Below are 18,212 nucleotides of genomic sequence, written 5' to 3'. Positions count from 1 at the left end.
GCGCTGTGCCGCGAAGGCCGCCGGCGGCTCCGGAGCCACGCCGGCTATGCCGCGAGGGGCAGCGTCCCCGTGCCCGGGGTCGGGTGCCGCCGGATCACCAGCGCCATGAGCGCCGCCACGGCGCACAGCGCCCCGGAGGAGTACCAGACCACGTCGTAGGAGCCGAAGACGTCGCGCGCCGCGCCGCCGAGGAACGCCACCAGGGCGGCGCCCACCTGGTGGGAGGCGAGCACCCAGCCGAAGACGATGGCGCTGTCGGCGCCGTAGAACTCGCGGCACAGGGCGATGGTGGGCGGCACGGTGGCGACCCAGTCCAGGCCGTAGAAGACGATGAACAACACCATGGGCGGGTGGACCGAGTCGCCCAGGAGCACCGGCAGGAACATCAGCGACAGTCCGCGCAGCCCGTAATAGGTGGCCAGCAGCCGCCGCGGGCTGAAGCGGTCGGTGAACCAGCCGGAGGCGACGGTGCCCACGATGTCGAAGATGCCGATCACCGCGAGCAGGGACGCGGCGGCCGTCACCGGCATCCCGTGATCGTGCGATGCCGGCACGAAGTGCGTCTTGACCAGGCCGTTCGTCGAGGCACCGCAGATCGCGAAGGTTCCGGCCAGCAGCCAGAACGGGCCACCGCGGGCGGCGTTGAACAGCGCCTTGACCGCCCGCGTGGCCGCCCCCGTCACCGGCGGCGGCTTCGGCATGAACTTTTTGGCGCCGTACGGGGCCAGGCCCACGTCGGCCGGGTGGTCCCGCAGCAGCAGGTAGACCACGGGCGCGACGAGGAGCGCGGCACCCGTGACAGTGAGCGCCGCGGCGCGCCAGCCCGCGTTCTCGATGATGACGGAGAGCAGGGGAAGGAAGATCAGCTGCCCTGCCGCGCCGGCCGCCGTCAGGATGCCCGTGACCAGGCCGCGCCGGTGCTCGAACCAGCGGTTGGTGACGGTGGTCGCGAAGGCCAGGGCCATGGAGCCGCTGCCCAGCCCGACGAGCACACCCCACAGGAGCACCAGCTGCCAGCTCGCGGTCATGAAGACGGTCAGGCCGGCTCCGGTCGCGATGGTGAGGAGTGCGGCCGCCACGACGCGGCGGATGCCGAAGCGGTCCATGAGTGCGGCGGCGAACGGCGCGGTCAGCCCGTAGAGCGCGAGGTTGACGGAGACGGCCAGTCCGATCATGCCCCTCGACCAGCCGAACTCGCCGTTCAGCGGCTCGATGAGCAGTCCGGGCAGGGAGGCGAAGCCCGCGGCGCCGATGAGCGCGACGAAGGCGGCGGCGGCCACCGACCACGCGCGGTGGATCCGGGGTGTGCGGAACGGCCGGGAATCGGCGGCGGGGACCCTGTCGGCCAGGGACTGCGCGGGAAGCTCGGGAGTCTGCGTCACCAGGTCAGCATCCGGCATCGCTTCTCACGGAACGAGTGGCCGGATGGCCATGTTGTGCAAGGATCGGGCCATGACCGCATCCATGGAGATGTTTTCGCGGACCGCCGATACCGGCACACCGGTGCGCCACCGGGTGGTCGTCCTGGTGCAGCACGGCGTGATCCCCTTCGAAGTGGGCATCCCGCACCGCATCTTCGGCGGCGCGAGGGACCGCGACGGAGTCGATCTGTACGAAGTGGTGACCTGCTCCCCCTACGGCCCCGGGGCGGTACGCGCCGACGCCGACTTCGAGATCCACGTCGCCCACGGACCCGAGGTCCTGGAGACGGCCGACACCGTCATCGTCCCCGCCGCCCACGAGCGCTCCGTCGCGCACACGGAGGGCCGCCTGCCCGAGGAGATGGCGGCCGCCTTCGCCCGGGTCCGCCCCGGAGCCCGGCTCGTCTCCATCTGCACCGGCTCGTACTTCCTGGCCGCGGCCGGCTATCTGGACGGTCTGCGCGCCACCACGCACTGGTCGAGCACGGACCACTTCCAAAGGCTCTTCCCCCAGGTGCGCGTCGAGCCGGACGTCCTGTACGTCGACAACGGCGCGATCCTCACCTCCGCGGGCGTCGGCTCGGGCGTCGACCTGTGCCTGCACCTCGTACGCCGTGACCACGGCATCGCGGTGGCCAACGCCAGCGCACGCCGTACGGTCGTGCCGCCGCACCGGGAAGGCGGGCAGGCCCAGTACATCCAGCGGCCCGTCCCCCAGCCCCAGCAGGCCACCACGGCGGCGGCACGCTCCTGGGCGCTGGACCGGCTCGACCAGCCTCTGACGCTGCGTGAGCTGGCCGAGCGCGAGGCGATGAGCGTGCGCACCTTCACCCGTCGTTTCCGGGAGGAGATGGGCACCAGCCCCGGGCAGTGGCTGGCGCAGCAGCGCGTCGAGCACGCCCGGCACCTCCTGGAGTCCAGCGACCTGTCGGTCGACCAGGTCGCCCGGCAGGCCGGGTTCGGCACGGCGGCCTCCATGCGGCAGCATCTGCAGGCCGTCCTCGGCGTCTCACCCAGCGCCTACCGGCGCACCTTCCGGGCGACGGCGGCGTTCTGACAAGCGCCGGGAAGGTCAAGAGGTCAGCAAGCCCCGCGCCACGCGGCCGCCCCGGGCGCGCTCCGCCGCCTTGACGAAGTCCTCCACCGGGTAGGTTCCGATGACGAGTTCGTCCAGCGGGAGCCGGCCCTGCCAAAGTTTCCGACGGGCGGCCCGTACGGTCCGGTCAGGTCAGAAGGCGGGGCGGCGGAGCAGCCCGCCCATGGATTGCGCGGGGACGATCGCGGGGCGCTCACAGCGGTCGATCTCACACCAGATCTGCTTGCCGGCGCCCTCGCGCTGCCAGCCCCAGCGGTCCGCGAGGCCGTCCACGAGTTCCAGTCCCCGGCCGCCGGTCTCGTCGTTGTCGGCGTGCCTCGGGCGGGGCGGCGAGTCACTGGTGTCGGCCACCTCGACGCGCACGGTCTCCTGTTCGCCGCTCCGCGCGGCACCGGAGGAGCGGAAGAGCATCCGCAGCACGGCGGGACAGCCGGTGTGCACAACGGCGTTGGTGACCAGTTCGGAGATGAGCAGGATCAGCGTCTCGGCGACCGGCTCGTCGGCTCCTATACCGGAGCCCGCGAGACGCGAGCGGGCCCACCGGCGGGCCCGCCCCACCTCTGCGGGGTCGGGACCGACCTCAAGTTGAACCTGGAGCACCTGCACCGCTCACACCATCCGAACCGGCGGACACATCGCCTCGCGCCTCGGCAGGGTCACCGTACGTGACCTCTTCGCGACCCAGCATGATTGACCCGCAGTCACCGCAACAAGCGCTTCGGGCATATTCCAGCGCGAGGGGGTACGAGTGCCGCATACTGTGCGGGGCTCATTACGGGTCGAAATCGAACAGCCCGGTGCAGGCAGCTCACCGGGCACCGAGACCCCGCCACTGCCGCATCCGTCGCGTTTCGCCACCACACGCACCCGATGGAGCGTACCCGAGGCGGGCTCCGACTCCATGGCGTGACAAGTCACACCTCGGACACAACCCGATATCGGCACTCGGGAACCCTTTATCCGTGACGAATCGGCCATCACGGACTCAACACCGCAAAAAGCATCACCGGGGAGACTCTCCGCGATCCTGTCCTCACACTCCGCCGTGGGCCCGGCCGTCCGCAAACCGCCCCAACGGCTCGAGGCGGTGGACGCCCTGCCGCGGGAAGAGACCTGCGCAAGGTCCTGAAGTACAAGCTCAGGGAGCGCTTTACGAAAGCGTGAGGCACGTCCGGCGCAAAGCCGCGTTACCCTCCTCCGCAAGAGTTCCAGAGGGGAAGGGTCACGGTGGGCACACAGGACGGCCAGGACCGGGCGCGGGACGGCCTGGAGGAAGGTCCCGGCACAGTTCCGGAAAGCGGCCCGCAGGACGGCCCGCAGGATCCCCTCGAACTGCTCCGGCTGGCAGACGCCGCCCTGGACGCGGGCGAACTGGACCAGGCACGGCTCCACTTCGAAACCGCCGAACGGCTGCTGGCCGCGGACCCAGCGGCCCCGGACGCCCGGCGCGCCGCGGCGCTGCGCGGCCGGGCCGTGTCCCATCTGCTGGCGGGTGAGGTGCGGTACGCGTCCCATCTGCTGGAGGAGGGCATCACCCGGCTCGAGCGGCAGACCGTCTCCGACGGCGCCCGCCCCGACCCCGACGCCCTGCTGATGCTGTACATCGCGTCCATCGGGCCGTACACCGACCTGGGCGCCTACGCCCGGGCCGCGCACGCCGCCGAGCAGGCGCTCAATCTCGCCCCGGGGGCGGGCGATCCGGCGCTGGTCGCCCAGATGCACCGCAGCATCGCCCGCACCCTGATCGTCGCGGGGCGCACCGGCGAGGCCGAGGCGTCCCTGGCGAAGGCCCAGGAGCTGTTCCAGCGGCTGGAGTTGCACACGGACCTGGCCCACTGCCACTGGATGCGGGGCTACGTCCACTCCCAGGACGGCGACCTGGAGCAGGCCGAGCGCGAGTTGCGCACCGCCCGGGACATGCTGTCCGCCGGCCGGTCAGTGCTGTTCACGGTGCAGGTCGAGGTGGAGCTGGCGGACGTGCTGCGACGGCGCGGCAAGCCGGCCGAGGCCGAGGAGCTGCTGACCCGGCTGCTGGACGAGCTGGGCCCGTGGCGCGGCGCCGTCCACGCCGGCGGGGCGCACCGGCTGCTCGGGCTGCTGGCGGAGGAGCGCGGCGACCCGGAGGCCGCGGAGGAGCACTACGTGTCCGCCCTGGCGCTGCTGGAACGCGCGGGGGCCGCCGGCGACCTGGCGGACATCTGCCGGCTGCTGGGCGACCTGCTGCGCCGTTCGGGCCGGGTGGAGGCCGCACTGGACGCCTACCGGACGGGCCTGGGCCACCGCGCGGCGATCGGCACCACGACGCTGGGCCCGGCCCCGGCCGACTCCTGACGCGGGCCGGCCTCGCCGCCCCACCGGCTCAGGGCTCGCGAACCGTGTTCACGTAGCCCGTGCCGCCCGCGGCGAGGCCGTGGACCGCCTTGTCCACCTCCGTCAGGGACTGGGCCTTCCTGGCGTTGTGGTAGAACCAGTCGACCCGCATGTCCCAGGTGCGCTTCCCCGTGAACGGCAGGTCCACGAACCAGGCGTTGAAGTTCACGGACATGTTCTGGGTCGGGTAGTACTTGCCCTCGGTGCGGAACAGCTCGTGCCCGTCGAGGCTGTAGGTCACCACGCCGTGCGCGGCCGTGGTGACCAGCGTGTGCCACCCCCTGAGGCTGGAATGCGTGGCCCGGGTGACCCGGTCCCCCTCCCTGGCGCTGCGCCAGGTCGTCGTGTCGAGCCTCGGGCCGGGGGCGCCCCAGCCCCCGTTCGGCTGGTACTCGTTGTCGAGCTCGCTGTACTCGGCGTGGTGGTGGGGCGAGATCATGTAGAAGGTCTCGTTGACGTGGTCGCCGTTTCGGCCGCTGGCCGGTTCGTCCGTGAAGTGGATCCGGGCGGCGAAGGTCCCGGTCAGGAACTTCGTGCCGGTGGTGTGCACCTCGGCCTGGCTGGTGCCGCGCCGCGTCCCGTCGGTGGCGGCGCGCAGCCGCAGGACCTGGCCGCCCAGGGCGTCCCCGTCCGCGGGGAAGCCGACGCCTCCCGCCGACCACGTGTCGTGGATGCCGGGGCCGCCACCGCTGGTGCGGACCAGCCAGCCGTGGGCGCGCAGCGCCGGGTCGCGGGGGCCGCTGTACCGGAAGTCGTCGAAGACGATCCCGGAGGGCGGCGCGGGCCGTGCCGCGCCCGCCGCGGCGCCCTGGGGGGACGTGGGGGCGGCGCCGGCGGGCTCGTCGCCCCAGACGCGCCTGCCGTCCAGGTAGCCGGTCACCAGCTTCGACGCCTGGAAGGTGTCGTGGCCGGGGCTGAACGACCGGTCGTCGCGCTGGTCCACCTTCCCGCCGGGACGGTACAGCTGCACCCCGATGGCGCCGCTCTTCGCGCCCGGGGCCAGGGTGCCCGCGGCCTTCGAGAAGGTGATCTCGAGGTAGTGGTCGGCGGCCGGGACCGGACGGTCCACGGCCACGGTCCTGCCGTCGACGTTCGAGCAGCCCATCGCGGCCTGTACGCAGTTGAAGGCGTACGGGGAGCCGCCGTCCTGCGTGAACCAGTACCGGACCGCCACGTCGGCCAGGCGCACCCGGTGGCCGGAGGTGTTGACGACCTCCAGCCACGGCCGGGCCGTGGCGGCGGACGCCGGGGTGCCCGCCTTGTAGCGGACGGTGAGCTCCGGGGGCGGCCGGTGCGCCTCGCGCCACACGGGATGGAGCGCCGTGACGCCCGCGCCGACGGCCGCCGCCAGCAGCAGGTACCCCGCGACCCTCCACACGGGGCTCCGCCGCTTCCCGCGTCCGGCGGGGGCGGGGCGGCCGGGCCGGACACAAGGGCGGACAGGGGGGCGGGCAGAACCCACAAAAGCTCCTAGCGCGGTGGAGGGGCGATGCCGAGGGCACGCCATGCGGTCTCCGGGAAGCGGTCGATGCGGTCGATGCGGTCTCCGGGAAGCGGCCGGACCCGGCGGCGGAACGAACGGGCCTAGGAGGCGGCGTCGCGCACGGCGCCGGCGGTGCCGAACGCCGACGGGGTCCCGGTGTGCGCGGACGGGTCCCACGGGTCCCACTCGTCCCCGGCGGGCTCCGGGCGCTGGTGCGGGAGGTGGGGCTGCCCGGCGGGCTGGAAGGCAACGTCGTCGTGGGCGCCGCCGACCTCGATCCGGGCCCGGGTGCCCCAGTTGGTGCGTCGCAGCGTCGCCAGGGACCACAGCCGCAGCGGCAGCAGCAGGCCGATGTTGAGCAGGGCGTACAGCGGGGCGGCGAGGAACGTCAGTACCCGGTCGGCGATCCTCACCTGCGCGGCGCCGCGCAGGTAGTGGACGGAGCGGACCCAGGCCATGACGCACATGTAGGCGAGGTAGCCGGCCAGCAGCGTCCAGCCCCGCGGGTGCACCAGGACGGCGACGAGCGCCGCGAGCAGCCCCGCGGTGAAGGCCGCCCAGGTCACCAGCTCGACGAGGTTCAGCCACCAGTACATGCGGTGCAGCCGGAACTTGGCGAGGAGCAGGAAGCCCTCACGGATGAACGACTTGCCCCAGCGGATCTGCTGGCGCACGTAGTGGCCGAGGCGCTCCGGGACGTCGGTGTAGCCGACGGCCGACGGCTGGATCAGGGAGAGCCCCTCGGTGAGGCAGTAGTACGTCAGCCGCCGGTCGTCCCCGAAGGTCGCGGGGCGGCCGAGGAACCGCTGGCCGAGGAAGTCGTCGAGGTGCTTGCGGACGACCCACCCGCGGTACATGGCCAGCGACCCGCAGGCGCAGAGCACCGAGCCGAGGCGGGAGTAGGCGACCCGCTCGCCGAGGAAGGCGTTGACGTACCGCATGTCGATCAGACGGGTCAGGAGGTTGGTGCCGCGGTTGTGCGCGAGCACCAGCCCGGTGACGCACTGGACCCGGCGCTTCGTGAAGGGCCGGGCGAGCTCCGCGACGGCGTGCCGGTCGAGCAGCGTGTCGGAGTCGACGCACAGGTACACGTCCGCGAGCGGCTCCTGCCCGAAGCCCGCGGCCAGTCCGTGGCGCTTGCCGCGGTTGTCGGGGAAGCGGACGAAGTCGAGCCGGACCCCCGCGCGCCGGAACTGCGGGCGCATCTCCTCGATCAGGGCACGCGCCGAGTGGTCCTTGGAGCAGTCGTCGACCACGGTGAGGGAGTGCGGCAGCAGGGTCTGCGCCAGGACGGACTCCAGGCAGCCGCGCAGCATGGCCGGGGCCTCGTTGTAGACCGTGATCACGCCGTGGATGCGGAGCCGGGTCACCGGCTTGTCGAACGTGAGCTCCGGACGGCGGCGCCGGCGGATGGAGAGCAGCAGCTTGACGGCGAGGAGGGAACCGACGGTCACTCCGTACCAGTGCACATGACGCAGGGACCACGAGAGGTGGTCCCATGCACCCGCGAGATCGAGCATGGGCAGTGGAGACCTCCGTACGAACGCCCCCACCCGCCGGACAGAACCTTGAACACGTGTTCTGCGCACGAAGGTAACCCGGGCGAAGGGCCGGCGAAAGGTGCGTTCTCCACAGATTCCGCCCGCAAGTCTGCAATCAGGCCTCTACCAGCGCCTGATGGGCGAAGCGGACAGATGATGTGAAAGTCCTCACACAGCACTTGGCGAGCCCGCGCGCCCACCGAGCGGCGCGCCGGAAGGACCTAGGCCGACAGGGGCCGGGCCGCATCGTCGGTGGCGGCCTCCAGGTCGGGGAACACCTCGAAGAGCCGGCGCACGCCGAGGGCGGCCAGTACCCGGTTGACGTGGGCGACGCCGTCCGCGGGACTGTTCCGCGGGAGGATCAGCCGCAGTTGCCCGGCGCAGGACCGCATCAGTCGCCGGGCGGCGATCAGCACACCCACACCGCTGGAGTCGCAGAAGTGGACCCCGGCCAGGTCCAGCACCACGCTGTGGCGCCCGTCGGCCACCGCGTCGTGCACGTGCTGGCGCACCACCGGAGCGGTCACGAGATCCATTTCCCCCGAAACGGTCAGGATCACCCAACCGTCCTGTTCGCCCTGCAGCACCTGCAATGCCACTGTCTGGCCCTTCTCCCGGCAGCGGTCGTACAGACCCTATGCCCCGCCAGAGCCGCTTCCCCGCAATCTTCCGGTCACACCCGGATAACGCACTACCAGAATCGATCAGTTACGGCAGAAGCTTGCCGCAAGGCGTCGTACGTGGCAGCAATCGGCGGATACATTCGATCCGAGGCAGTGCGACCGTAGTCGGGCGACGGTGACAAAGGGGGAGACGCGATGGCGGCATCCGCACCACCCCGCTGGGACCGCAAGATGCAACAGCGCCTCGCGCGCGGCGAGGAGGCCGCGCTCGGAGAGCTGTACGACCGCTACGCCTCCCTGGTGCACAGCCTCGCCCACCGCGTCATGGACGACGAGGAGGCCGCCGCCCAGATCACCCGTGAGGTCTTCGGCTACATCTGGGAGAACCCGGACGCCTACGACCCCAGGCAGGGGTCGCTGCGCTCCTGGATCGCCGGCCTCACCCAGCGCCAGGCGGTCCACCGGCTGCGCCAGTCCGAGAACCGCGGCGCCGGCACCCCGGAGCAGGTCGAGGCCCGGGTCCGGGAGGCATCGACGGCCGCCCGCGCCGACTACATCGTGACCTCCATGCCCGAACCCCTGCGCCAGGCCCTCGACCTCGCCTACCGCCGCCGCATGGACTACCGCGAGGCCGCCGCCGACCTCGGGGTCACCGAGGACGAGGCACGCCGCCGCCTCCGGCTCGGGCTCCAACTGCTGTCCACCGCCGTGCACGACTCCCCGTCCCAGGGCAGGTCCCTGTGAACGGACCGGCCGAGAACGACGAGACGCCCCCGCCCGGGACCAACCTGCCCCGGGTGCCGATGCCGCGCGGCGCCGCCGAGGACGGCCCGCTGCCGGAGGTCCTGTGCCTGCCCCCGTCCTCACCGGACGCGCCCGCGCGCGGCGCGGCGGAGGTGGCGCGCGGACCGGAGCGCGAACCCGTGAAGCCGCCCGTACCGCCCGGACCCGCGGAGTACGACCACCGCGTGCTGCGCTCCCTGCTCGGCGCATGGGCGCTGTCGGCCTGCTCCCGTGACGAGGCCGGTGCCGTCGAGGTCCACCTCACCGACTGCGCGCCCTGCGCCGAGGAGTCGGTGCGCCTGCGCCGCGCGGTGGGGCTGCTGCACCAAGAGGAGTCCCTCGACCTCGACCCGCTGCTGCGCGCCCGCGTCCTGGAGGGCTGTCTGGGCCGCCGCCCGGCCCGCATCCCCGTCCCCGAGTGGGCCTCGCCGTACGACGCCGAGACCGCGCGCCTCGACGCGCTCCTCACCGACCTCGGCGAGCCCGAGTGGGACCTGCCCGTCAAGCTCGTCTGGGCGGGCGGGGCGCGCGAGCTGACGCTCTGCGGCGTCCTCGCCCATCTCGGCTCGGTGGACGGCATCGTGGCCACCGCGCTCGGACTCGACGACCCGCTCGGCCCGGGCGCGCCCCGCACGCGCCTGGAGCGCACCGAGCTCGCCGGGGAGCGCTGCCGCCGCCACACGCACGCCTTCGTCCGCAACAAGTGGCGCACCCAGACCCGGGACATCGTGCGGACGCTGTCCTTCGCCGGCTCCGCGACCGGCGGGCTGCCCGTGGACTTCGCCGACGCCGTCGTGCCGATGCGGGACGCCCTGATCGACCGCGCCTTCGAGTGCTGGATCCACGCCGAGGACATCGCGCAGGCCCTGGACTACCCCGAGTACGGGCCGCCCGCGGCGCCGCACCTCAACCGCATGATCGACCTCGCGGCCCGGATGCTGCCCACCGCCCTGGCCGCGCTCCGCCAGGCGGGGCTGGCCGAGTCCACCGCCCGTCTCGTCCGGGCCGGCGCCCCCGGTCGCACCCTCGACCTGCACGTCGAGGGCTCCGGCGGCGGCCACTGGTACATCTCCCTGGACTCGCCCGGCGCGATCGGCACCCCCGAGGCGGTGGTCGCCGAGATCGCCGTCGACCGGCTCGACTTCTGCCAACTGGCCGCGGGCCACATCTCCCCCGGCCGCATCGCCGCCGGGCGCGACGGGGACCGCGCGGCGATCCGGGACGTCCTGTACGCCACGGCATCGTTGTCCCGCCTCTAGGGCGTGTCGAACCCAAGAAGCCTCCAGGGCCCCCGCCCGGGTGCCGCACGGGCCCACCGGCGGCACCTACCCCTTGCTCACCGCCGCCAGCACCTCCGGCAGCCGGCCCAGCAGGCGGGGAGCCGCCGTACGGACCCCCAGCACCGCGAACGCGGCCCCGTAGAGGCAGCCCAGCGGCAGGACCAGCCACAGCGCCCCGTGCCGCCCCGAGACGTGGAGCCAGATCAGCAGGCCGAGCACGGGAAGCGTGATCAGCGCACCCGTCATCGCGCCCCCGACGAGGCTGAGCCAGGCCAGGCCCGTCTGGCCCGGCGCGGCGGCGCTGCCGAAGCGGTTCTCCTGCGGCATGGAGTAGGGGAAGCGCACGCTCGCCCAGGCGCCGGTGGCGATCAGCGCCCCCAGCAGAGCGAAGGAGAGCCCGAGCGTCTCGGCGACCGCGTCGGCGCGCCCCAGCAGCAGGGCCGCGCCGACGGTGACGACGGCCACGTACGGGACGCCCACCACCGCGATCGCCAGGGCCCGCCCGCGCAGCTCCGCGTACGCGTCCGTGCGGGAGGAGATGGTCGCGGCGACCGTCCAGAAGGCGGAGCCGTCCATGCCGAACTGGTTGTACATCTGCAGCCCGAGCAGTCCGGCCGCCCAGCAGGCGGTGTAGACGCTGCCGTCCTGGATCGCCGAGACGAACGGCAGGAGCAACCCCACGGCCAGGGCGGTGACCCAGGCGGCCTTGGTCCGCGGATCGCGCCAGGCGTAGCGGAACTGGCGCTCCATGACGGTGCCGGTGCGCCCCTCGGGGAACAGCCGGAACCGGGTCTCCCGGACGCCGGACGGGCCCGCCTGCACAGTGGAGGCGTCCGGGCGGGACATGAGCCGGTCCAGGCTGCGGTGCCACCACGTGAGCACCAGCCCCAGCACGGCCCCGGCCCAGAGAAGTTCGGCGACCGCGAGCCCGTACGCGCCCTCCCCCGCCGACCGCACCGCGTCCAGCGCCGACGCGGGCGGCACCCAGCGCAGCACCGAGGCGAGCGCGCTGATCCGCTCCAGACCGTGCCCGGAGCTGAGCGCGTTGGCGCCCAGGCTGACCAACTGGGCGCCCACCGCGATCACCACGCCGCTGAGCACCGCCAGGTCGCGCCCCTTGCGGCTGGTCAGCAGCCGGGTGTTGGCCGTGGCGACGGCCCGCGAGAGGGCCACGCACAGCAGCACGGCCAGCGGCACCGCGAGCACCGCCGCCACCACCGAGGCGGCACCCGCCACGACGGACACCGCCGCTCCGGCCGACACCAGGAGCGTGAGCAGCGGCCCGACGCCGACCAGCGAGGACACCAGCAGGGCCCGGATCAGCGGCCGCGGCCGCAGTGGCAGCATGGCCAGCCGGGTGGGGTCCAGGGTGTCGTCACCGCCGAAGACGAACAGCGGCATCACGGTCCAGCCGACGCCGAGCATTACCCCGGCGCCGATGGCCGCCGCGGGCGCGTAGTCGTTCCCGCGCAGGGCGACGAGTCCCACGCTCAGGCCGAGCGCGTACAGCAGGGACACCAGGGTGCCGATGATCCAGCCGGCCCGGCGTCCGGCCGACTGGCGCAGCCCATTGCGGACGACCGCCAGCTTGAGCCGTACGAAGGTGCCGGTCACGACCGGCTCGCCCCGCCGAGCCAGTCCAGGTCCTGCCCCGGTCCGCGGTCGCGGGCGCCCACCAGGGTCAGGAAGGCGTCCTGCAGCGTCGGCGCCCGCCCGCGCACCTCGGCGAGCGGGCCCTGGGCCACGATCCGGCCCGCGGCCATCACGGCCACCCAGTCGCACAGGCTCTCCACCAGCTCCATGACGTGCGAGGAGAAGACGACGGTCGCCCCGGACCCGGTGTACCGCTCCAGCACCCCGCGGATCACCTGGGCGGAGACAGGGTCGACCCCCTCGAAGGGCTCGTCCAGGAAGAGCACTTCGGGATTGTGCAGCAGCGCCGCGGCCAGGCCGATCTTCTTGCGCATGCCCGTCGAGTAGTCCACGACGAGCTTGCCCGCGGAGCCGGCCAGGTCGAGGACGTCGAGCAACTGGGCGGCCCTGCGGTCGGTCTCCGCGCCGGGGATGCCGCGCAGCCGGCCGGTGTACGCCAGCAGTTCGCGGCCGGTGAGCCGCTCGAAGAGACGCAGCCCCTCGGGCAGGACGCCGATGCGGGACTTCACGGCGACCGGATCGCGCCAGACGTCGGCGCCGCCGACCTCGATGAGGCCGTCGTCGGGCCGCAGCAGCCCCGTCACCATCGACAGGGTCGTGGTCTTGCCCGCCCCGTTGGGCCCCACGAGTCCCACGAAGTGCCCGGCGGGCAGGGCCAGATCGATTCCGGCCACGGCGATCTGCGGCCCGAAGCGTTTCCACAGCCCATGGACGCGTACGGCGGGCGCGACGGATGCGTTCGGCATTCGACCAGCCTATGCCGACGGGGATACGGCCCGGCTAGCGCGCGCGGCCGCAGGCGTAGGCGAGGGGGGAGATCAGTTCGTCGGTGTCCGGCAGCCACCGGTTGAGGGCCGTGGGCGGGCGCACCCACTGGACCACGCCGCCCGTGCCGAACCGTGTGGGCGGGGCCGGGACCCAGTCGCCGTCGCCGCGCACCACCAGGTCGAGTGAGGAGAGCGCCCAGCCGAGCCGGCGCAGCAGGTCCGGCGCCTTGGCGGCGGCCCCAGGCAGCACGAAGAAGATCATCCGCCGGGCGGGGGTCCCGAGCACCGGGCCGAGCGGCAGTTCCATCCGCTCCATGCGGGCCAGCGCGAGGCAGCCGGCGTCCTCCGGGACGTCGATCGCGTCGAAGGTGCGCCCGGTGGGCAGCAGGACCGAGGAGTGGGGCTGCCGCAGCCACATCCTGCGTACCGAGGCACCGCTCCCGCTCGCCTCGCCGACCCAGCCGGGCCCGGTGGGATGGGCCCCGGGCGCCGGGCAGGTGGTGGCGCCGCAGGAACAGCGCACGGTGCGCGGGCCACCGCGGCCGGAAGGGGCGGCGTCCTCGACGAGCCAGGCACCGGGCAGCACATCCCAGTGCCGCTCCTCCGCGTACCCGACGGCGGCGTCGAGGAGTTGGCCGGCGATCCGCGGCGGGGCCGCGACGGTGTGTTCCACGGTGTCTTCCACGACCTTCACAACTGCGCCGCCCAGCGGGGGTTACGGGCGGTGACGTCCCGGCCTCGCGGCTCATGGCGGGCGCACGGGAGCACGTGCGGGGGCGCGCGGTGGGGGAGGTTCGGCATCCGGGTAGTCACCCTTGGGTGTGTAAGCATGCATCCCAACGTAAATTATGTGGTTTGCGGGGCATTTGAGTGGCGCGTACCGGGAAGGGATCTTCAAGAAGGGATCTTGAGGTCCCCAAAGCGGCAGCTGTGAGGGGGAGCCCATGGCCGCACGACCGCTCGTCGCCCGCCAGCCGAATGAACGGCTGCAGGCACTGATCCAGGAGGCAGGCTGCTCCAACGCCGGATTGGCCCGCCGGGTCAACATGTGCGGCGCGGAGCACGGCCTCGACCTGCGTTACGACAAGACCTCCGTGGCCCGCTGGCTACGCGGCCAGCAACCGCGGGGCCGGGCCCCGGCGATCATCGCCGAGGCCATCGGCCGCAAGCTGGGCCGGACCGTCACCATCGACGAGATCGGCATGGCCAACGGCAAGAACCTGGCCACCGGTGTGGGCCTGCACTTCGCGCCCACGGTGCTCGGCGCGATCGAGCAGGTCTGCGAGCTGTGGCGGAGCGACGTCGGCCGCCGGGACTTCCTCACCGGCTCCAGCGTGGCGGCCTCGGCCCTGGTCGAGCCCAGCCGCGACTGGCTGATCACCCGGGCCGACACGCAGGTCGCGCGCGCCGGCGGGCAGCGGGTCGGCATGTCCGACGTCGAGGCCGTGCGGGCCACCACCCGGGCCCTGAACGAACTCGACCACCGCTTCGGCAGCGGCCATGTGCGCCCCGTGGTGGTGCACTACCTCAACAGCGTGGTCTCCGGACTCCTCGCCGGCTCCTACCGGGAGACGACGGGCCGTCAGCTCTTCTCCGCCGTCGCCCGGCTGACCGAACTCGCCGGCTACATGGCCGTCGACACCGGTCAACCCGGCCTGGCACAGCGCTACTACATCCAGGCGCTGCGGCTCGCCCAGGCAGCTGGTGACCGCGCTTACGGGGGCTACGTCCTGGCCGCGGGGATGAGCCACCTCGCCGCGCAGTTCGGCAACCCGCGCGAGATCGCCCAACTGGCCCGGGCCGCCCAGGAGGGCGCCCGCGGCCAGGTCACCGCCACCGCGCGGGCCATGTTCTACGCGGCGGAGGCGCGCGGCCACGCCCTGATGGGAGACGTGCGGGCCTGCGGCGCCGTCGCGGGGCAGGCCGTGGAGGCGCTGGAGCACTCCGAGCCGGACGACGACCCCGACTGGATCCGGCACTTCGGCCCGGCCTACCTCGCCGACGAGCTCGCCCACTGCCATCGCGACCTCAACCAGGCACCGCAGGCGGTCCGCCGGGCTGAGGAGGCACTGGCCGGGCACGCCCCGGACAAGGCCCGCCGCCGTGCGATCGGCCTGTTGCTGCTCGCCCAGGCCCAGGTCCAGCAGCGGGAGGTCGAACAGGCCTGCCACACCGGCGCCCGAGCCGTCGAACTGCTCGCCGCACTCCGCACCACCCGCGGCGCGGAGTACCTCGACGACCTCCGCCTGCGCCTGCAGCCGTACGCGGCGGAGAGCGCCGTCCGGGAGTTCGACGCCCGGCTGGAGGAAGGGGAACTGGCCGCATGACACGAGGGGGACGGGGGCGTCGCGCACCCCCGTCCACCAATCGTTACAGGAACGACGTCAACCCACCGGTAGGGCTCCCTGTTCTGCGACGAGGAGGCCCCCGGACCTCGTCGGACCCACCGCGGCGTGGTGACGTCCGAGGCGGACCCGGTAGCGTGAGCCGACGATTCCGTAGCGACGGAGAAGGCAGGGGTACCGGTGATGCACGGCGGACGCGGTGACGAGGCGTATCCGGAGGTGCACGAGGGCGTGGTGCTGCCCGCGGACGGGGGCATACCCGGACCGGGAGCGACCGCGGCGTGGGGCGCCGGCCCGGCGGCCGGGCAGCCGTGGGGCGAGCAGCCCCAGGCGTACGGCGCCCCGCAGCAGTCCGCCCCGGACACCGATGCGACACAGCTCTTCCCGCCGTACCCGCAGGCCGGGCCGCCGCCCATGCCGGCCCACCAGCCGCAGCAGCCCCCGGCACCCCAGTTCCAGCCCGCCCCCGTGGCGGACGCCACGCAGGTCCTGCCGCCGTACCCGGTGTCCGATGCCGCCCCGTACGGCACCCGCCCGGGCACGCCGGTCGACGCCGACGCGACCCAGCACCTGCCGCGCTTCGAGGACGCGCAGGCCCCGCGGCAGGCCCCCGGCTACGGCTACCCTCACGACCCCCAGGGCCCTCAGGGCCCCCAGGGCCACGACGGGATGCTCCCGGCACAGCAGCCCCACGACGACTTCGGGCACCTGTACCGCCAGGACAACCCGCCCCCGCGGCAGCCCGGCTACGCGGCGTCCCCGGACTACGCACAGCCCGGCTACGCGCAGCAGCCGCAGCCCTCCTACGCGCCGCGGCCGTCCTACGACTACGACGAGCCCGCCCCGACCCGCCGCAGGCTCACCCCGGCCGCGCTGATCGGCATCGTCGTCGGCGGCTGCGCCGTCGCCGGCCTCCTCGCCGGGGCCCTGATGAGCGGCGGGGACGACGACGGCCCGGCCGCGTCCCAGTCCCCGCCGGCCTCGTCGAGCGCCTCGGCCACGGCCTCCTCCGGAGGCGGCGGCGGCGAGGGCGCGGCCGAGAAGCAGGCCAAGGGGCTGGAGGCGCTGCTCAAGACGAGCGGCAGCAACCGCACCTCCGTGATCAACGCGGTCGAGAACACCAAGGGCTGCCGGAACCTGGACGCGGCGGCCGCCGACCTGCGGGCCGCCGCACAGCAGCGCAACGACCTGATGACGCAGCTGAAGTCGCTGCCGGTGGACCAGCTCCCCAACCACCAGGCCCTCATTGACGCCCTCAACAGGGCGTGGACGGCCTCCGCGGCCGCCGACAACCACTACGCGGCCTGGGCCGACCAGCTCAAGGGCAGCAAGAAGCTGTGCCGCCACGGCCGCGCCCGCCCGACCGACCAGTACACGGCCGGCAACACCCAGAGCGGCACCGCCTCGCAGGCCAAGGCGAGCGCCGCGGCACTGTGGAACCCCATCGCGAAGAAGTACGGGCTGACGCAGCACCAGGGCAGCCAGCTCTGACGCAGCACCAGGGCAGCCGGTTCTGAAGCGACCCAGGGCAGCGAAGACGAAGCGCCGGCGGCCGTGGCCGCCGGCGCTTCCGCTTCCCCCCGGGAAACCGCTTCCGCCGTGGAACCCCCGGCGCCCGTCAGCGGGGTGCGTCCTCCAGGACGCCGGTCACGTCCACGAAGCCCTTGCGCGCCGCGACCAGCCGGCCCTTCTCGACCTTCTGGAAGGTGACCCTGCCGTTGACCAGGCGCGGCTGGTCGATGATGGAGGCCGCGTCCTCCTCCCGCCAGCCGAGCGGGGGCGTGAGGCCGTCGGTGGAGATGCCGTGCGCCGCGTCGAGAGCCTGCTTCAGTGACGGGGCCGTGACCGCCGCGCCCTTGCCCATCTTCTCGATGACCTCGGTAAGGGCGGTGTAGGCGATCCATGTGGTCTGCACGCCCGGGTCGTTCGGGTCGATGCTGTTGTCGCCGAACGCGTACCTCTTGATCGTGCTTCGCATCTGCGCCCAGCGGGAGTCGGAGGCCGGCGGGTACCAGCCGGTGATGTAGGCGCCCTCCAGTGGGCTGTTGCTGCCGCCGGTGCTGTCGAGGGTGGACTGCTGGACGCTGCCGAGGACGGAGGCGATCCGCGCCCTGGGACCGGCCTCCAGGCCGGTGGCCGGGTCGGGGGTGGTCGTCCGGCGGAAGGCGTCGAAGAAGGTGGCGGTCTTGTCGCCGAGCGCGGCGCTCACGCAGTCCTCGGGCTTGTTGGCACCGATCGCCCGCCGGGAGATCGCGTTGTAGTCGGTCGCGTCCTCGGCGGCACGCAGATCGGTGGCGCTGGTGCGGCCCGCGTCGCGCAGGCCGGCGTCGAGGAAGCGTGCGAACAGGTCGCCGACGGCGGTGTCGGGGCGTATCAGGCTCACCTTGTCGCATTTGCCGGCCAGTTGACGGCCGGCACCGGCCATCAGCGCGGGCAGGCCGCCGTTGACGGGGTAGGAGAGCGGGCTCTCGAACTCGTCCTGGGTGATGCCGTAACCCCCGAGGTACGGGATGCCCTCGGCCTCCAGCGTGGAGGTGAAGGCGGAGCCGTACTGGCTGTAGGAGCCGACGACGGCGACGGCGCCCTCGTCGGCGGCACGCTGCGCACAGTCCCCGGCGCCGCGCGAGTTGTTGTGGTCGTTGCAGGTGATGACCTTCAGCTCCCGGCCCGCGACGCCGCCGCGGGCGTTGACGTACTTGGCGAAGGTCTTGGCCATGGCAGGCATGCCCGGCATGTTGGTCGCGTCGGTGTTCTGCGGGGCCCAGGTCATGACGACGATCGGGCCCGTGGTGCCATCCGCCCCTCCCGAGAGCGTGCCGCATCCTGCCAGCAGGGCGACGCCGGCCATCG

General features: G+C 73.2%; 15 protein-coding genes and 1 pseudogene. 6 read left to right on the top strand and 10 right to left on the bottom strand.

The window, feature by feature from the left end; genetic code table 11:
- Positions 1 to 44 precede the first annotated feature (44 nt).
- The gene (locus AC3EUJ_RS04225) at positions 45 to 1,382 is read right to left on the bottom strand and encodes an MFS transporter (protein WP_431959539.1); all 1,338 of its coding nucleotides are present in this window, start codon (positions 1,380 to 1,382) and stop codon (positions 45 to 47) included.
- A gap of 70 nt (positions 1,383 to 1,452) precedes the next feature.
- Here AC3EUJ_RS04225 and AC3EUJ_RS04220 point away from each other — a divergent pair, with 70 nt between their 5' ends.
- Positions 1,453 to 2,478 carry a GlxA family transcriptional regulator gene (locus tag AC3EUJ_RS04220; protein ID WP_431959538.1) on the top strand — a complete coding sequence of 342 codons (1,026 nt, stop codon included), beginning with the start codon at positions 1,453 to 1,455 and terminating at the stop codon, positions 2,476 to 2,478.
- A gap of 15 nt (positions 2,479 to 2,493) precedes the next feature.
- Here AC3EUJ_RS04220 and AC3EUJ_RS04215 read toward each other — a convergent pair.
- Both AC3EUJ_RS04215 and AC3EUJ_RS04210 read right to left on the bottom strand, forming a co-directional pair.
- Positions 2,494 to 2,610, bottom strand: a pseudogene (locus tag AC3EUJ_RS04215) (Zn-dependent alcohol dehydrogenase); the annotation flags it as partial.
- A 39-nt stretch (positions 2,611 to 2,649) separates the two neighbouring features.
- On the bottom strand, positions 2,650 to 3,123 hold the full coding sequence (locus AC3EUJ_RS04210) for an ATP-binding protein (protein WP_431959537.1): 474 nt from the start codon (positions 3,121 to 3,123) through the stop codon (positions 2,650 to 2,652).
- Positions 3,124 to 3,744: 621 nt separating this feature from the next.
- Here AC3EUJ_RS04210 and AC3EUJ_RS04205 point away from each other — a divergent pair.
- Positions 3,745 to 4,848 carry a tetratricopeptide repeat protein gene (locus AC3EUJ_RS04205; protein ID WP_431959536.1) on the top strand — a complete coding sequence of 368 codons (1,104 nt, stop codon included), beginning with the start codon at positions 3,745 to 3,747 and terminating at the stop codon, positions 4,846 to 4,848.
- Positions 4,849 to 4,876: 28 nt separating this feature from the next.
- On the opposite strand, the gene AC3EUJ_RS04200 is transcribed toward AC3EUJ_RS04205, so the two are convergent.
- The 3 genes from AC3EUJ_RS04200 to AC3EUJ_RS04190 all read right to left on the bottom strand — a co-directional run bounded on the left by AC3EUJ_RS04200 (position 4,877) and on the right by AC3EUJ_RS04190 (position 8,510).
- Positions 4,877 to 6,265, bottom strand: a complete 1,389-nt coding sequence (locus tag AC3EUJ_RS04200; RefSeq protein WP_431959534.1) for a cellulose binding domain-containing protein — start codon at positions 6,263 to 6,265, stop codon at positions 4,877 to 4,879.
- A 206-nt stretch (positions 6,266 to 6,471) separates the two neighbouring features.
- The gene (locus tag AC3EUJ_RS04195) at positions 6,472 to 7,890 is read right to left on the bottom strand and encodes a glycosyltransferase (RefSeq protein WP_431959533.1); all 1,419 of its coding nucleotides are present in this window, start codon (positions 7,888 to 7,890) and stop codon (positions 6,472 to 6,474) included.
- A 242-nt stretch (positions 7,891 to 8,132) separates the two neighbouring features.
- Positions 8,133 to 8,510, bottom strand: coding sequence for an STAS domain-containing protein (locus AC3EUJ_RS04190; protein WP_431959532.1), 378 nt, complete (start codon positions 8,508 to 8,510; stop codon positions 8,133 to 8,135).
- 219 nt (positions 8,511 to 8,729) lie between these two features.
- On the opposite strand from AC3EUJ_RS04190, the gene AC3EUJ_RS04185 reads away from it, so the two are divergent.
- Positions 8,730 to 9,278: a sigma-70 family RNA polymerase sigma factor gene (locus AC3EUJ_RS04185; RefSeq protein ID WP_431959531.1), complete on the top strand. Its 549-nt coding sequence runs from the start codon at positions 8,730 to 8,732 to the stop codon at positions 9,276 to 9,278.
- Positions 9,275 to 10,576: a maleylpyruvate isomerase N-terminal domain-containing protein gene (locus AC3EUJ_RS04180; RefSeq protein WP_431959530.1), complete on the top strand. Its 1,302-nt coding sequence runs from the start codon at positions 9,275 to 9,277 to the stop codon at positions 10,574 to 10,576. Before AC3EUJ_RS04185 ends, AC3EUJ_RS04180 begins: the two co-directional genes overlap by 4 nt.
- Before the next feature lie 66 nt (positions 10,577 to 10,642).
- Here the strand turns inward: AC3EUJ_RS04180 and AC3EUJ_RS04175 are convergent, their stop codons facing one another.
- The 3 genes from AC3EUJ_RS04175 to AC3EUJ_RS04165 are packed head-to-tail and all read right to left on the bottom strand — an operon-like array spanning position 10,643 to position 13,711.
- Complete coding sequence (locus tag AC3EUJ_RS04175) at positions 10,643 to 12,211, bottom strand: transporter (RefSeq protein ID WP_431959529.1); 1,569 nt, start codon at positions 12,209 to 12,211, stop codon at positions 10,643 to 10,645.
- Entirely contained in the window at positions 12,208 to 12,996 is a 789-nt protein-coding gene (locus AC3EUJ_RS04170; RefSeq protein ID WP_431959528.1) for an ABC transporter ATP-binding protein, read from the bottom strand. The genes AC3EUJ_RS04175 and AC3EUJ_RS04170 overlap by 4 nt, the downstream gene beginning before the upstream one ends.
- Positions 12,997 to 13,030: 34 nt before the next feature.
- The gene (locus tag AC3EUJ_RS04165) at positions 13,031 to 13,711 is read right to left on the bottom strand and encodes a bifunctional DNA primase/polymerase (protein WP_431959527.1); all 681 of its coding nucleotides are present in this window, start codon (positions 13,709 to 13,711) and stop codon (positions 13,031 to 13,033) included.
- 250 nt (positions 13,712 to 13,961) lie between these two features.
- Here AC3EUJ_RS04165 and AC3EUJ_RS04160 point away from each other — a divergent pair, with 250 nt between their 5' ends.
- Together AC3EUJ_RS04160 and AC3EUJ_RS04155 are read left to right on the top strand one after the other, a co-directional pair.
- A complete protein-coding gene (locus tag AC3EUJ_RS04160; RefSeq protein ID WP_431959526.1) occupies positions 13,962 to 15,344 on the top strand; it encodes an NsdA family TPR-like regulatory protein in 1,383 nt (460 codons plus the stop codon).
- A 201-nt stretch (positions 15,345 to 15,545) separates the two neighbouring features.
- Positions 15,546 to 16,853: a hypothetical protein gene (locus AC3EUJ_RS04155; protein WP_431959525.1), complete on the top strand. Its 1,308-nt coding sequence runs from the start codon at positions 15,546 to 15,548 to the stop codon at positions 16,851 to 16,853.
- Between the two features lie 127 nt (positions 16,854 to 16,980).
- On the opposite strand, the gene AC3EUJ_RS04150 is transcribed toward AC3EUJ_RS04155, so the two are convergent.
- Complete coding sequence (locus AC3EUJ_RS04150) at positions 16,981 to 18,210, bottom strand: ABC transporter substrate-binding protein (protein WP_431959524.1); 1,230 nt, start codon at positions 18,208 to 18,210, stop codon at positions 16,981 to 16,983.
- Between the last annotated feature and the right edge of the window lie 2 nt (positions 18,211 to 18,212).

The organism is Actinacidiphila sp. bgisy160 (assembly GCF_057707815.1).
The sequence above is the reverse complement of the archived record's forward strand: the minus strand, read 5'-3'. Positions and strand labels throughout refer to the sequence as shown.